The 14,482-nt window shown below is 55.1% G+C and carries 13 protein-coding genes; 12 read left to right on the forward strand and 1 reads right to left on the reverse strand.

Translation table 11 applies throughout. The features are described from left to right. Window positions 1-16: 16 nt before the first annotated feature. Genes yycF through F1379_RS18870 form a run of 5 tightly spaced genes read left to right on the forward strand, consistent with a single transcriptional unit; the run spans window position 17 to window position 5,473 of the window. On the forward strand, window positions 17-751 hold the full coding sequence (gene yycF / locus F1379_RS18850; RefSeq protein WP_150272669.1) for a response regulator YycF: 735 nt from the start codon (window positions 17-19) through the stop codon (window positions 749-751). Continuing rightward, complete coding sequence (walK, locus tag F1379_RS18855) at window positions 748-2,580, forward strand: cell wall metabolism sensor histidine kinase WalK (RefSeq protein ID WP_150272671.1); 1,833 nt, start codon at window positions 748-750, stop codon at window positions 2,578-2,580. The genes yycF and walK overlap by 4 nt, the downstream gene beginning before the upstream one ends. Further along, window positions 2,577-3,851: a YycH family regulatory protein gene (locus F1379_RS18860; protein WP_150272673.1), complete on the forward strand. Its 1,275-nt coding sequence runs from the start codon at window positions 2,577-2,579 to the stop codon at window positions 3,849-3,851. Before walK ends, F1379_RS18860 begins: the two co-directional genes overlap by 4 nt. A gap of 54 nt (window positions 3,852-3,905) precedes the next feature. After that, a complete protein-coding gene (gene yycI, locus F1379_RS18865; RefSeq protein ID WP_150272675.1) occupies window positions 3,906-4,649 on the forward strand; it encodes a two-component system regulatory protein YycI in 744 nt (247 codons plus the stop codon). Window positions 4,650-4,666: 17 nt separating this feature from the next. Further along, entirely contained in the window at window positions 4,667-5,473 is an 807-nt protein-coding gene (locus tag F1379_RS18870; protein ID WP_150272677.1) for an MBL fold metallo-hydrolase, read from the forward strand. On the opposite strand, the gene F1379_RS18875 is transcribed toward F1379_RS18870, so the two are convergent. Further along, entirely contained in the window at window positions 5,442-5,648 is a 207-nt protein-coding gene (locus F1379_RS18875) for a nitrile hydratase subunit alpha (protein ID WP_150272678.1), read from the reverse strand. The genes F1379_RS18870 and F1379_RS18875 overlap by 32 nt on opposite strands. 379 nt (window positions 5,649-6,027) lie before the next feature. Between F1379_RS18875 and F1379_RS18880 the strand changes: the two genes are divergently transcribed. From F1379_RS18880 to cydC, 7 genes are all read left to right on the forward strand, one after another. Beyond that, on the forward strand, window positions 6,028-7,272 hold the full coding sequence (locus F1379_RS18880) for a S1C family serine protease (RefSeq protein WP_150272680.1): 1,245 nt from the start codon (window positions 6,028-6,030) through the stop codon (window positions 7,270-7,272). A 369-nt stretch (window positions 7,273-7,641) separates the two neighbouring features. Beyond that, on the forward strand, window positions 7,642-7,842 hold the full coding sequence (locus tag F1379_RS18885; protein WP_019914582.1) for a cold-shock protein: 201 nt from the start codon (window positions 7,642-7,644) through the stop codon (window positions 7,840-7,842). A 108-nt stretch (window positions 7,843-7,950) separates the two neighbouring features. Beyond that, a complete protein-coding gene (locus tag F1379_RS18890; RefSeq protein ID WP_150272683.1) occupies window positions 7,951-8,181 on the forward strand; it encodes a cold-shock protein in 231 nt (76 codons plus the stop codon). A 221-nt stretch (window positions 8,182-8,402) separates the two neighbouring features. After that, window positions 8,403-9,809, forward strand: coding sequence for a cytochrome ubiquinol oxidase subunit I (locus F1379_RS18895; protein ID WP_150272685.1), 1,407 nt, complete (start codon window positions 8,403-8,405; stop codon window positions 9,807-9,809). Further along, window positions 9,796-10,812, forward strand: coding sequence for a cytochrome d ubiquinol oxidase subunit II (gene cydB, locus F1379_RS18900; RefSeq protein WP_150272687.1), 1,017 nt, complete (start codon window positions 9,796-9,798; stop codon window positions 10,810-10,812). Before F1379_RS18895 ends, cydB begins: the two co-directional genes overlap by 14 nt. Beyond that, complete coding sequence (gene cydD, locus F1379_RS18905; RefSeq protein WP_150272689.1) at window positions 10,812-12,575, forward strand: thiol reductant ABC exporter subunit CydD; 1,764 nt, start codon at window positions 10,812-10,814, stop codon at window positions 12,573-12,575. Before cydB ends, cydD begins: the two co-directional genes overlap by 1 nt. Then, window positions 12,572-14,368, forward strand: coding sequence for a thiol reductant ABC exporter subunit CydC (gene cydC / locus F1379_RS18910; RefSeq protein ID WP_150272691.1), 1,797 nt, complete (start codon window positions 12,572-12,574; stop codon window positions 14,366-14,368). Before cydD ends, cydC begins: the two co-directional genes overlap by 4 nt. The last annotated feature ends 114 nt before the right edge of the window (window positions 14,369-14,482 follow it).

Genomic DNA, 14,482 nt, shown 5'->3' on the forward strand with positions numbered 1-14,482 from the left:
AAGGTGAAGCTGAGCCATGCAGATGGGTACGATCCTGGTAGTAGACGATGAGCAGCCTATTGCCGATATCTTAAAGTTTAATCTGGAGAAGGAAGGCTATGAGGTCATTTGCGCATTTGACGGCAACAGTGCGGTCGATCTGGCCCTGTCCAAGCGGCCTGATCTGATGCTGCTCGATCTGATGCTGCCGGGCAAGGACGGGATGGATGTATGCCGTGAGGTGCGCTCCGCGCATCTGGATATTCCGATCATCATGCTCACGGCCAAGGACGGCGAGATCGACAAGGTGCTCGGGCTGGAGCTGGGTGCGGATGATTATGTGACCAAGCCCTTCAGCACGCGCGAGCTGCTGGCCAGAGTCAAGGCCCAGATGCGCCGCCAGCAGAAGCCTGCGCAAGCCGAGACCTTCAGCGAACGTCCGGAGACGAAGCAGGGAGTGTATCACTTCGGGCTGTTTATTGATACCGATATGTATATGGTGTATAAAGACGGCGAGCCGCTGGATTTGACCCATCGTGAATATGAACTGCTCTATTATATGGTCCGCCACGCCGGCAAGGTTATGACGCGCGAGCATCTGCTGCAGGCAGTGTGGGGCTTCGAATATTTCGGCGATGTGAGGACGGTGGATGTGACCATCCGCCGGCTGAGGGAGAAGATTGAAGAGAATCCGAGCAAGCCTGAATACATCTTTACCCGGCGGGGCCTCGGATATTTAATGCACAGCCCGAAAAGCGGGGGCATGGGATGAAGGGGCTGTCCTTTTTCCGGACGATACAAGCCAGACTGATTATGATTTATGTACTGCTCATTCTGATTGCCATGCAGCTCATCGGCGTCTACTTCGTCAGCTCGATGAAGAACTCGCTGACCGATAATTTCACCAAGGATTTGAAGGCCCGGGCGGAAATGCTCTCGATTCTGACTGCGGATAAATTCGGCAGCGAAGCCGGAACCTCCGATGAAGAAGGCGTAGTAGAGAGTCTGCGCGGCATGGTCAATAACCTGTATATCAGCGGTGCGGAAATTCAGGTGCTGGATGCGAGCGGCAAGATTATCACCACCTCCGTCGCTTCCCGCAACGATATCATCGGGCAGCGGAACACGCAGACGGTGGTCAACCGCGCACTGCAGGGCATCAGCGACAATGAAGAATACATCATTGCCGATGACAATGTGCGGAAGAAGGTAGTCGCCAAGCCGGTGCTATCCGGCGACAAGGTTGTCGGTGCGATCTATATCGCAGCGGATATGAAGGATTTATATGCAACCATCAGCCGGATCAACAATGTTTTTCTCTCCGGCCTGCTGCTGGCCCTGGCCCTGACTGCGGTGCTGGGCGTTATTCTGGCCCATACCATCACGCATCCGATCAAGGAGATGACCCGCCATGCCACAGCGGTGGCCGAGGGGCGCTTCAACCGCAAGATGCCGGTATTCGGCAACGATGAGATCGGGCAGCTGAGCCAGGCGTTCAACTATATGACGGGACGGCTGCATGAGGCGCTCTCACAGAATGAAGAGGAGAAAGAGAAGCTGGCCTCGATTCTGGCAAATATGAGCGACGGCGTAGTGGCTACGGATGAGAACGGCAGGGTTATCCTGATGAATACCAGGGCCGCACATATGCTTGGCTCCTCAGATCCGCTGCCCGAAGGGGCGCCACTGGACGAGCTGCTGGGACTTGACCATGAGCAGTCCGGTTCTCTGGCCCAGGGGAATGCCCAGTCGGCCATGCTGCGGTTATCGCCGATGGACGGCGAGGAAGCGAAGATCGTGCGGGTAACCTTCACGCCGATCCACCGCCGCGAAGGCCGCGGCATCGCCGGAACCATTGCCGTGCTGCAGGATGTTACCGAGCAGGAGAACCTGGAGGAATCCCGGCGCGAGTTCGTGGCGAACGTCTCCCATGAGCTGCGGACGCCGCTCACTACCATCAAGAGCTATGCCGAGGCGCTCGATGACGGAGCGCTGGAGGACCCGCAGCTGGCGGTACGGTTCGTCGGCGTCATCCGCAATGAGACCGAGCGGATGATCCGCCTGGTTACCGATCTACTGCATCTCTCACGGCTGGATTCAAAGGAATCCAGCCTGCGCATCCAGCAGACCGATATTTTTGAGATGCTGGACGATGTAGCCGACCGCTTCTCCTTTCAGCTGCGCCAGAAGCGGATTCATATCAATACCAAGGTGCGTAAAGAGGTCGCGTCGGCGTGGCTGGACCGCGACCAGATCGATCAGGTGCTGGGCAATCTGGTCTCCAATGCCCTGAAATATACGTCAGAGGGCGGAAGCATTGAGCTCGAGGCGCGGAAGAACGATGAGGGAATGCTGGCCATTTCGGTACGCGACTCCGGAATCGGGATTCCGAAGAAGGATATCGAACGGATATTTGAGCGTTTCTACCGGGTAGACAAGGCGCGCTCCCGCAACATGGGGGGAACCGGTCTAGGGCTGTCCATTGCCCGGGAAATTGTCAAAGCGCATGGCGGCTCCATTTCCCTGCAATCCGAGCTGAATGAGGGCTCACTGGTCACCTTTACATTGCCGCTTTTGCAGCAAGGGAGGAGTGAGCTGTGAAGGAGAAAATCAAATCATGGCTGCTTGCTCTGCTGGTATTCGGCAGTCTCGTCGAGAGCTATTACCTGATCTACCGGCTGCCGGGCAGTGATTCGGCGGTGATGTCGGAAAGCCTGTACGTCAAGACAGACAACATGGGACCCAAGCAGAATGTGGAGAACCTGCTGTATCCGGAGCGGATGGTGATTCATATGGGCGGGGACCGGCATACTTTATTCTACCCGGGCTCGGCCTTTTATGACCTGATTCTGAACCGTATCAAGGGGCGGGGCTTTGAAAGCTTCCAGCGCCGTTCGGTGCAGGATTTCGACTGGAACAAGATCCGCAGGGAAAATTCCGGCATCGAGCTGTCATTTGGCGAGGGTATACCGGTTACACTGCTGCAGCGGGTGATGCAGTTGTCTCCCGATTCGCTGTTTGAAGGCGAGAGCATTAACCGGATCTGGATTTATAACGGCAAGAACGACTCCAAAGCCCATGCCGTATTCTTCAGCACCCGGGGCGATATCGTGTACGAAGCGGCCAAGGCGGATCTCACGGTCCAGGACGTGCAGCAGCATGTGGACTTCGGGCAGAATCTGACCCCTTACAGCGTGGTCAACAATAATTATTATATTCCGGAGATTCCATTGCAGCTTCTCGAAGTTGAGCTGCCGATAGGCATGTACACTATTGAGCAAATGCAGAGCAATTTGTTCTTCGACGCCGGCAGTACCCGGTATATCCCGGAGAAGGACGGTTCAAAAATCTATACCGACAGCAAGCGCAGCCTTCAGGTGGACGAGCAGAACTGGATGAACTACAGCGATCCGGCGGCTCTTCCGGCCGGGGAGAGCACCCCGGCAACCGATGCGCTGGAGGCGGTTGATTTCGTCAACGAGCATGGCGGCTGGAACGGAGAGTACCGGCTGGCAACGGCGGAGGAAGACCGGCAGGATCGCAGTGTAGCCTTCCAGCAGTATTACGGCTCCTACCCCATTATGAGCGAGCCGGGCCTGCGTTACGGAGTCATTCACCTTGAGCTGCAGCAGGGGACCGTTTCTTCTTATGAACGTTCGCTGATCTATATGGAAGAGGACAAAGCGGTAAAGACGATTGTAGAGTTACCCGGTGGTGAGGAGCTGCGCACCAAGATTAGCGAGCTGAAGCTGGCGCTGCCCATCAAGGATCTGACGCCCGCCTATTTGCCGGGTCAAAAAGAAGACAGGCTGCATCTGGTTCCGGTGTGGCAGATTACGCTGAGCGACGGCAGTGTCATTGTACTGAATTAACACTAAAGCCGCGGTTAACGAAGAGTTTAATATTCTCACGGAGGAGGGTTGGCAATGGACTGGGGAAGAGCGAAAAGTGTGCTGATCTATGCATTTCTGGTGCTGAATTTGCTGCTGTGCTATCAGCTGTGGCTCGACTTGCGCGATCAGGCCAGCGCCAACCTGGACTTCACCTCCCTGTCGGAAGAAACAAAGGCCGTGATGGAACAGAAGGGGATTCGGGTTGTGTGCCCGATACCTGCTATGACACCGCAGTTGCCTCCGATCACCTACCGTTATTCCGGCGAGGAGCAAACTGCACCGCCGGTAGCGCTCAAGGAGCCGGTGGACAGTGCGCTGATCTATTCTTCGTTCACCGAACTCGGCAAGCTGCTGGAGCCGGAGATTCCGGATATCGCCAGCTACCGCTTCTATCAGAATGAGAGTGAGCCCGGCAAACATGTGCTGCACCCGCTGGTGGACAATCAGTGGCCCTTGTTCAGGGTGAGATTGGAGCTGATTAACAGCGACCAGAAGATTGTTGCTTACCGCCAGCCGCAGCTGCAAATCGGGCCGACCGCAAGCGGAGATGACATACAGAAGGTGCTGCCCGCATCCCAGGCGCTGAGCAGCCTGATCGAGAAATCGTTCCCGGCGGATGCAGTGGTCAATGAGATTGAACTGGGATATTACGGGGAATTGTTTAACTCCGAAAGTCAGGTGGCGTCGCCGATGTGGCGGTTTATGCTGCAGGATGGCAGCGCCTATTATGTGGATGCCATTACTGCGGACATCATTAGTCCCAAGACAACAGAGTAGAGGGAGCAGGAGAGGAAATGGGAATTTCGTTTACAATACTGTCCAGCGGGTCCACCGGGAATGTAACGGTGGTGCACAACGGGGAAACGACACTGATGATCGACGCCGGCCTTAGCGCCAAGCGGATCGAAGAGCTGCTCGCTATGCGCGAGATGACCGGTCATAATATCGACGGCATTCTGGTGACACATGAGCACTCCGATCATATCAAGGGGCTGGGAGCGATTGCGCGCAAATATGACCTGCCAATCTATGCAAATTCGGGAACCTGGGGAGCACTGGAGAAGGGCATCGGGACGATACCCGAGCAGAACCGGATCGTGCTGGAGACCGGCCAACACCGGGATTTCGGGAGTCTGCGCGTAGAATCGTTCGCCATTTCGCATGATGCTGCGGAGCCGGTAGGCTATAATTTCTATGATGGCAGTGAGAAGCTCTGCGTAGCTACAGACCTTGGTTACGTCAGCGATAAAGTCCGGACAGCGATGGAGGGCTCCGATGTTCTGGTGCTGGAGGCCAACCATGATATAGAGATGCTGCGGATGGGCCGATACCCCTGGAACACCAAGCGGCGGATACTCGGGGATATGGGGCATCTCTCGAACGATGCAGCGGGCGCTGTACTCAGCGAAATTCTGACCGGACGCACCAAACGGACTTATCTGGCGCACTTAAGCCGTGATCACAACATGATGGAGCTGGCCAAAATGTCGGTGCGCGGAGCGATGGAGGACAGGGGCTGCTTCTACAAGGACAGCGAGTTTAGACTATGCGATACCTTTTATGACCAGCCTACGCCATGGGATAAGGTGAGCCAATCATAAGCCGGTCCGTTTCGGTGATTCGCTGCTCCAGCTCCTGGCGCGAGATCAGGCCTTTTTCAATCAATAGCTCAATCAAGGCGCTTTGCACCAGGATTAGCTGATAGTGCTCATCCTTTAGATCGCCAAGCTTACCGATGAACTGGACCAAGTCCGTGCTTGTGGAAAATGAATCCATGGGATAACCTCCTCATTAAGGTAACGTTGAACAGTGTTACACGAAATAACCGTTATTTTCCATAAAAGAAAAAGCGGGAAGTCTAGCCTGCTGTGTTACAATCAGGTAGAGAAATCTCTAACCGATGAGTAGTGCAACTCTTCTAATATGTATTGTAGTCTTTGAAGCAGCAAAATATTCCGCTCGAAAGCTAGCAATTTCCCAGGTCCTTGCCGCTGGTGAAAGATTTCTTGCGCGCGTGGTCGGTCACCCCGTTTGTGGTGAAATGAATAATGAAACCTTTTGGCGCTGCCGGTAGTCTATAAAAGTAGCGGAAAGCACGGGTTGCTTGGCGTTCAGTGTTGAACGCGTTTTGGCCATAGAGGGGAGAGGATGAACGGTGGGACTGTTTGACGACGATTTCTATTCTACCAAAGTGCCGCGGCGCATTGGTAGAAAGCAGGAGACTTCAGGCTTAAGCGACAGCCGCAGCTGGTCGCGCAGGGAGCGCAGAGGTCTGGCGACATGGCAAGTATCTGTGATCAGCTCTGTAATCAGTGCAGTAGTCGCTGTACTGCTGTTCAGTCTGGTGACTGGAGAGCTGACACGGGATAAGCCTGAGGCAGCTGTTCCGGTAGCAAGCCAGGCGGTCAGCGCCCAAGATCCCTATGAGCGGCTCGTTCAGGCTGCGGCGGTTGTCCGCCCTGCGGTCGTCAGTATTATTAATCATAAAGAGGACAATGAAGAATTGAATATTCTCGACGAGTCGGCGCTGGGCTCGGGCGTAATTTATAAAAAAGACGACAAGAATGCCTATGTTATTACCAACAACCATGTCATTGACGGCTCAGGCAAGCTGGAAGTGGTTACTGTGGACGGGGAGACGCGCAAAGCGGAACTGATCGGGACGGATAAGGTAACCGATATCGCGGTACTGTCCGTTGAGGCCAAGGGAATCAATACGGTGGCGCAGATCGGTGATTCTTCACAGCTGCGCTTCGGCGAGACGGTCATTGCCATCGGCAATCCGCTCGGACTGGGAGACTCGCTCACCTCGGGTATTGTCAGCTATACCGAGCGGACGATTCCGGTATCGCTGAATCAGGACGGCGTGTATGACTGGGAGCAGGCGGTTATCCAGACCGATGCCGCCATCAATGAAGGCAACAGCGGCGGCGCCTTGGTCGATCTGGACGGCAAAGTAATCGGAATCAATACGATGAAGATTTCGGATACCGGGGTCGAAGGACTCGGGTTCGCGATTCCTGTCAATCATGTTATGAAGACGGCAGATGAATTGGTGACGAGCGGCCGCATTGCCCGTTCGTATCTTGGAGTATATTCGGTGGATTTGAACAATCCGTATGTGCCGCTGGCAGAAGATCAGGTCAAGGAGCTCAACCTGCCTAGCAGCATTAAGGATGGCGCTGTGGTGCTGGATTCGGTGGGGCCGGCCAAAGAAGCGGGCCTGCAGTTCAACGATGTAATCACCAAGTTCAATGACCAGCAGATAACCTCTACGTTATCATTGCGCAAATACCTGTATGAACAGACGAAGATCGGCGATGATCTGGAAATTACGTTTTACCGTAACGGTGAGATGCATCAGGTGACGGTGAAACTTCTGGAGAAGCCGGAGGAATAATTCCCGCAGATGCGGTATATAATAACAAAGCAGTGGGCCGGCAGGAACCAGCTGGCCCATATTTTTTTGGAGCGGCAGCTGTTTCAAGACTGGTTAGGCAGGGTAATTAGTATTAAATTGGGTGACATTAAAGTGCTGATAGCATTTACATTGGCAAAACAACCTAAATAGAGCATAACCGTAGAAATTCGGAAACCATCTTGCCTTTGTTATTAAGGTGTGGTAACATTAGAATAATCGTAGTCTTGATACCTGATTCTCGTATTGAAAAGGGCTGTCAACTGCTTACAACCCTTTTCAATGTGTGAATTTTTTCTTTGTCTGAAGATAAAAAGAACATATTAATTTAAATTTGTGGAGGTAACACACATGCAAACAGGTACAGTTAAATGGTTCAACGCAGAAAAAGGTTTCGGATTCATCGAGGTTGAAGGCGGAAGCGACGTATTCGTTCACTTCAGCGCAATCACTGGCGACGGATTCAAAACTTTGGACGAAGGCCAACGCGTTGAATTCAACGTTGTTCAAGGCAACCGCGGACCACAAGCCGAAAACGTTGTAAAACTGTAATAATAGAAGGAACCGCCCCGCTTCACGCGGGGCGGTCTTTTTGTATACTATTACCCGCTTTGCCCGGCTCATAAGACACAGGCGAAGTACAGGAGGGAGGATCGGCAAATGAACTACCGAAAAAAGCCTTTGGAGGAAATACCGGAAGTGGATACAGCGATCTGGTCCTGCACCAATGACGGCTGTAACGGATGGATGAGGGATAACTTTGTGTTCGAGGAAACACCAGTCTGCCCCCTTTGTCATGCCCCTATGGTTCGCAGCACCAAGATGCTGCCCCAATTGCTGAATTCAAGCGGCGATTCCAAAACGCAGAAGAAAGGCATTTCCATTACCTGACTGCAACCCTTATAATAAAAATCTACATAGTCTGTGAATTTATGGGACGGCATAAAACCGTCTCATTTTTTTTGCTTTCTACAGACAATATTGTGATATTTGTCACAAATTTATTATTTTTACCCCTGAATACAGGCGTATAATGTGATAAATATCACACTATGCCTGTTAATCTTTTGACAGAATAGACATATGAAATGGGGAGAAGGAAGGGGCGAAATATGGATACAGTAATGCTGTCGCGCATTCAGTTTGCGTCGACGACGATTTTTCATTATTTCTTTGTACCGGTGTCCATCGGACTTGCGCTCATGATCGCAATCATGGAGACGATGTATGTCCGCAAAGGCAACGAGGAGTACAAAAGAATGGCGCAGTTTTGGGGAAAGCTCTTCCTCATTAACTTCGCAGTAGGTGTAGTAACAGGGATTCTTCAAGAGTTCCAGTTCGGGATGAACTGGTCAGATTATTCCCGCTTTGTAGGCGACGTCTTTGGCGCTCCGCTGGCGGTGGAAGCCCTGCTTGCCTTCTTCCTGGAATCAACGTTTATCGGAATCTGGATCTTTGGCTGGGACAAAGTCTCCAAGAAGGTGCATCTCCTGTCGATCTGGCTGGTAGCCTTCGGCACGATGCTGTCGGCTTTCTGGATTCTGGCTGCCAATTCGTTCATGCAGCATCCGGTCGGCTTTGAGATCAACAATGGCCGTGCTGAAATGAACGATATTTTTGCCCTGATTACGAACGGACAATTACTGGTTGAGTTTCCGCACACGGTGCTGGCTGCCTATGCAACAGGCGCGTTCCTGGTGACGGGTATCAGTGCATATAAGCTGCTGAAGAAGCAGGATGTAGCCTTTTTCCGAAAATCGTTTGAGATTGCCGCAATCGTCGGAATTGTGTCCTCCATCGGCGTAGCCGTTGCGGGCCATGCCCAGGCACAATATCTGGTGGAGACCCAGCCGATGAAGATGGCGGCTTCCGAAGGCCTGTGGGAGGATAGCGGTGATCCGGCAGCCTGGACGATTACGGCGAACATTGACCCTGAGAATAAATCAAACAGCGGGGAAATCAAGATTCCTTACCTGCTGAGCTTCCTGTCTTACAGTAAATTCTCCGGTGATGTTAAAGGGATGAATACACTGCAGGCGGAGTATGAGCAGCAGTATGGACCGGGCAATTATATCCCGCCGGTGCGGACCACCTTCTGGAGCTTCCGGATTATGGTTGCCGCCGGATCGCTGATGGTTGTGCTGGGGCTGTATGCGATGTATCTGATCTGGCGTAAAAAAATGGACCGTCCGAATACCTGGTTTATGCGCTTTATGTTCTGGGGGCTGCTCTTGCCGCCGATTGCCAACACCTCCGGCTGGATTATGACCGAGATTGGACGCCAGCCATGGACGGTATTCGGGCTGATGACGACGGAAGACAGTGTATCGCCGAATGTAACAGCAGGACAGGTGCTGTTCTCGGTTATTTCTTTTACAGCCATTTACGCTATTCTTGGCGCTGTATTGATCGGACTCTTCATCAAGGTCATCAAAAAAGGCCCTTATGCCATGGACAACGATCATGGCGAAGCGCATGATCCATATAACAAGGAGGGATCGTCGCATGCTTTCTCTTAATGAGCTGTGGTTCGTACTGATTGCTGTACTGTTTATCGGCTTCTTCTTCCTGGAAGGCTTCGATTTCGGGGTAGGAATGGAAACCCAGATCCTCGCCAAGAATGATACAGAGCGCCGGGTGCTGATCAACTCGATCGGACCGTTCTGGGATGCCAACGAAGTATGGCTCTTAACAGGTGCGGGTGCGATGTTCGCCGCTTTCCCGGACTGGTACGCGACGCTGTTCAGCGGTTTCTATATTCCATTCGTCTTTGCGCTTCTTGCGCTGATAGCCCGCGGTGTCGCCTTTGAATTCAGAGGCAAACGCGATTCCGTGGCCTGGCGGAGAACCTGGGATGCCTGCATCTTCTTCGGCAGTCTGCTGCCGCCGTTCCTGCTGGCGGTTGTGTTCGCCAGCTTTATCAAGGGGCTGCCGATTGACGGCGAGATGCAGATGCGTGCCGGATTCTTTGATATCGTAAACGGATATACCGTTGCAGCGGGAATTACAGTGGTTCTGCTCTGCCTGGTGCATGGCCTGATGTTCACCACACTGCGCACGTTCGGCGATCTGCAGACGCGGGCGCGCAAGCTGGCACGGACACTGCTGCTGCCGCTGGCTGCACTACTGGTTATCTTCGTGGTCATGACGTATTTCATGACTGACATCTTTGAGCAGCGCGGAGCCCTGCTGTGGGTACTGGTTGTTCTGGGCATTGCCGCGTTCGTGCTGTCGGGTTATTTCATGAGCAAGAAGAGAGACGGCTGGGCGTTCGGTATGACCGGAGCCGTGATGGCGCTGTCGGTATTGTCTATCTTCGTGGGACTGTTCCCGCGGGTCATGATCAGCTCCATCGATCAGGCGTTCAACCTGACGATTACCAATGCCGCCTCCGGACATTATTCGCTGAAGGTGATGACAATTGTAGCCCTGTCGCTGCTGCCGTTCGTGCTGGGCTATCAAATCTGGAGTTATTTCATTTTCCATAAACGGGTTCACGAGAAGGAGCATCTGGAATACTGATGGATAAAAATTTGCTTGGGTACAAAGGAGTTAAGCCGGTCTTCCTGATCGTGGGCTTCCTTACCCTGGTGCAAAGCTTATCCATTATCCTGCTGGCGAAGTCGCTGGCCGGGGTTGTCTCCGCGCTGTTCGCGGGAGAACCGCTGAAGGAACAAGGGGCCGAATCGCTCTTGTTCCTTCTTGCGTTTCTGGTCCGCCATGCCTGCGCGATGCTGATGAGCCGCGTGTCCTATGCTTTTGCAGAGGCGACGGGCAGCAGCATGCGGAGACAAATGATGGACAAGCTGTTCCAACTGGGACCGCGCCTCGCCGGCAACCGGGGAACCGGAACGCTGGTCACGATGGTGCTGGAGGGAGTGACGAAGTTCCGGACGTATCTGGAGCTGATCATTCCCCGTATGGTAGGGATGGGGATCACACCTTGGCTGCTGCTGGTCTATGTCTATACGCTGGACACGGCGAGCGGAGTTATCCTGACGCTGACGATGCCGATTATCGTTGTGTTCATGATTCTGATCGGTGTTACCGCCCGCAAGCAGATGGACCGCCAATTGAAGTCGTACCGCACGCTCTCCAATCATTTCGTGGACTCGCTGCGCGGTCTGGAGACCTTGAAGTTCCTCGGCCGCAGCCGCGGCCACGCAGCGAGCATCGCCACGGTCAGCGACAGCTACCGCTCGGCGACGATGCGGACGCTCAGAGTGGCTTTTCTGTCGTCCTTTGCCATGGATTTCTTCACCATGCTGTCCGTGGCTTCGGTAGCGGTCAGCCTCGGTCTAAGACTGGTCAACGAACAAATGACACTCGTCACGGGTCTGACCATCCTGATTCTGGCGCCCGAGTATTTCCTGCCGGTGCGGCTGGTCGGTGCTGATTTCCATGCAACGCTGGACGGCAAGGAAGCCGGCGAAGCCATGAAGGATATTATCGACCGCGATACAGTGCAGGCGAAGCTGCTGGATGCGGAAGCAGCCGGACAGGCTGAAGTGGCTGTGCGCGGGGATTCTGTATTCTCCTGGAGGCCGGATAGTTCTCTGGAGCTGCGGGGCCTTGGTGTGCAATATGAAGCCGAAGGCATCCCTTCGCTGGATGGAGTCCATCTTGCGTTTCAAGGCAACGCCAAGATCGGCATTATCGGAGAGAGCGGCGCAGGGAAGTCAACGCTGATCGATATTCTCGGCGGCTTCCTGCATCCCTCCTCCGGCGAGCTGGTGCTGAACGGTCAGCGTCTCAGCGCATTGACCGATGAAGCCTGGCGGAAGCAGACCTCTTATATTCCGCAGCGGCCGTACATCTTCAGCGGTACGCTGGCCGATAATGTACGCTTCTATCATCCGGAGGCTACGGAGGAAGAGGTAGCCGCTGTTGTGTCGGCTTCGGGGCTGTCGCAGCTTGTGAAGTCGCTGCCCGGCGGGCTGAACGAGATGATCGGCAGCGGCGGGCGTTCGCTCAGCGGCGGTCAGGAACAGCGCGTGGCGCTGGCCCGCTCGCTGGTGAGCCGCCGTCCGGTGATGCTGCTGGACGAGCCGACGGCTCACCTGGATATTGAGACGGAATACGAATTGAAGGAAACGATGCTGCCGCTGTTCGCGGGCAAGCTGGTGTTCCTGGCAACGCACCGCCTGCACTGGATGGTCGACATGGATCTGATTATTGTCATGAAGCAGGGGCGGGTGGCCGAAACCGGCACCCACCGTGAACTGCTGGCCCGCAAGGGTGTATATTATGAGCTGATTGAGGCGCAAGGGGAGGGAGTCCGATGAAACGCGAAGGATGGTTTGCCCCATATGTTTCAGGTTACTTCTGGCGCTTCCTGCTGATTATTGCCCTGGGTGCGCTGACCATATTCTCGGCTTCATCCCTGATGTACACCTCGGGCTTTCTGATCTCCAAGGCTTCGATACCGCCGGAGAATATTCTGATGATCTACGTGCCGATCGTCGGCGTGCGCACCTTCGGGACCAGCCGGGCCGTTATCCACTACGTGGAGCGGCTGGTTGGTCATGATACGATTCTGCGGGTGCTCTCCAAGATGCGCATCCGGCTGTACAAGGTTCTGGAGCCGCAGGCGCTGTTCCTGTCTTCGCGCTTCCGTACCGGCGATATTCTCGGCATGCTGGCAGACGACATCGAGTACCTGCAGAATGTCTATCTGCGTACGGTATTTCCGAGTATCATCGCGCTCCTGATTTACGGCGCTGCGGTCATTGCCTTGGGCACCTTCGACTGGGCTTTCGCCCTGCTGATGGCGCTCTATATTCTGGTGCTGGTCGTGGTACTGCCGCTGATCTCGCTGCTGTTCACCCAAAAGCGGCAGCGGCAGGTTAAGACAGAGCGTAACCGGCTCTACCAGAAGCTGACCGATGCCGTGCTCGGCATGGAGGACTGGATGATCAGCGGACGGCAGGCGCAATTCGTCGCTACGTATGAAGCGGACGAGAAGGCGGTTGCCCGCACCGACAGTGCGCTGCGCCGCTGGGCGCGGCTGCGCATGTTCATCGGGCAGGCCGTGGTCGGCCTCGCCGTACTGTCGCTGATCTACTGGGCGGCAGGGGAATATGCCGAGGGTACCCTTGCCGGAACGCTGATCGCTGCGTTCGCGCTGGTGGTATTCCCGGTGGCGGATGCCTTCCTGCCGGTGTCGGAAGCGGTCGAGAAGCTTCCGCAGTACGCCAGCTCGCTGGAGCGGCTGGACGGTGTGGAGCGCAGTGCGGCTGATATGCCGCAAGCTGCCTCGTTCACCGTCACGCCGGCGACAGCGCAGCAAGCGGCCCGGGCGGCAGCCGCCGGCAAAGCGGGCGGGCGCGTGCATATCCGGCTCGACCATGCCGGATTCCGCTATGACACGGACGGCCAGTGGTCCGTCCGTAATGTAAGCATCGATATTCCGCAGGGACGGAAGATCGCGGTGATCGGGCGCAGCGGCGCGGGGAAATCCACGCTGCTGAAGCTGATCCAGGGCGTGCTGGCGCCTTCGGCCGGCACGGTGCAGATCGGCGGCCTGGACGCGGCCGCCTACGGCGAGCACATCCCCGGCATCATCGCCGTGCTGAACCAGAGCCCGCATCTGTTCGACACCACGGTGGCGAACAATATCCGGCTCGGTGATCCGGGTGCGCCGGATGATGCCGTTAAGCGGGCAGCCTCGCTCGCCCGGCTGGATGCGCTGATCTCCACGCTGCCCCAGGGGTACGACACCCCGGTGCGCGAAGCGGGGCAGCGGTTCTCCGGCGGCGAACGCCAGCGGATCGCGCTCGCGCGCATCCTGCTGCAGAATACGCCGGTCGTCGTGCTCGACGAGCCGACGGTGGGGCTGGACCCGCGCACCGAGCGTGAGCTGCTGTCCACGATGTTCGGCGCCATGCAGGACAAGACGCTGATCTGGGTGACGCATCACCTGGTGGGCGCGGAACAGATGGACGAAGTCATCTTCATGGAGAACGGCGTCATCGAGATGCGCGGCACACATGCGGAGCTGATGGCCACGCAGCCGCGTTACCGCAAGCTGTATGAAATGGACCGCCCGCAGGGAGTTATGGATCAAGCCGCGGAATAACGCGGAGCAGACACAACCAAAGTAAAAGCCCCTTTTGGCCCGTTTACGGGAGGAGAGGGGCTTTGTTTTATGATCGAGTTCACTAATAATACATTTCCCATGAACATAGTTGGC

Source organism: Paenibacillus tepidiphilus (assembly GCF_008635795.1).
Classification (GTDB): domain Bacteria; phylum Bacillota; class Bacilli; order Paenibacillales; family Paenibacillaceae; genus Paenibacillus_AQ; species Paenibacillus_AQ tepidiphilus.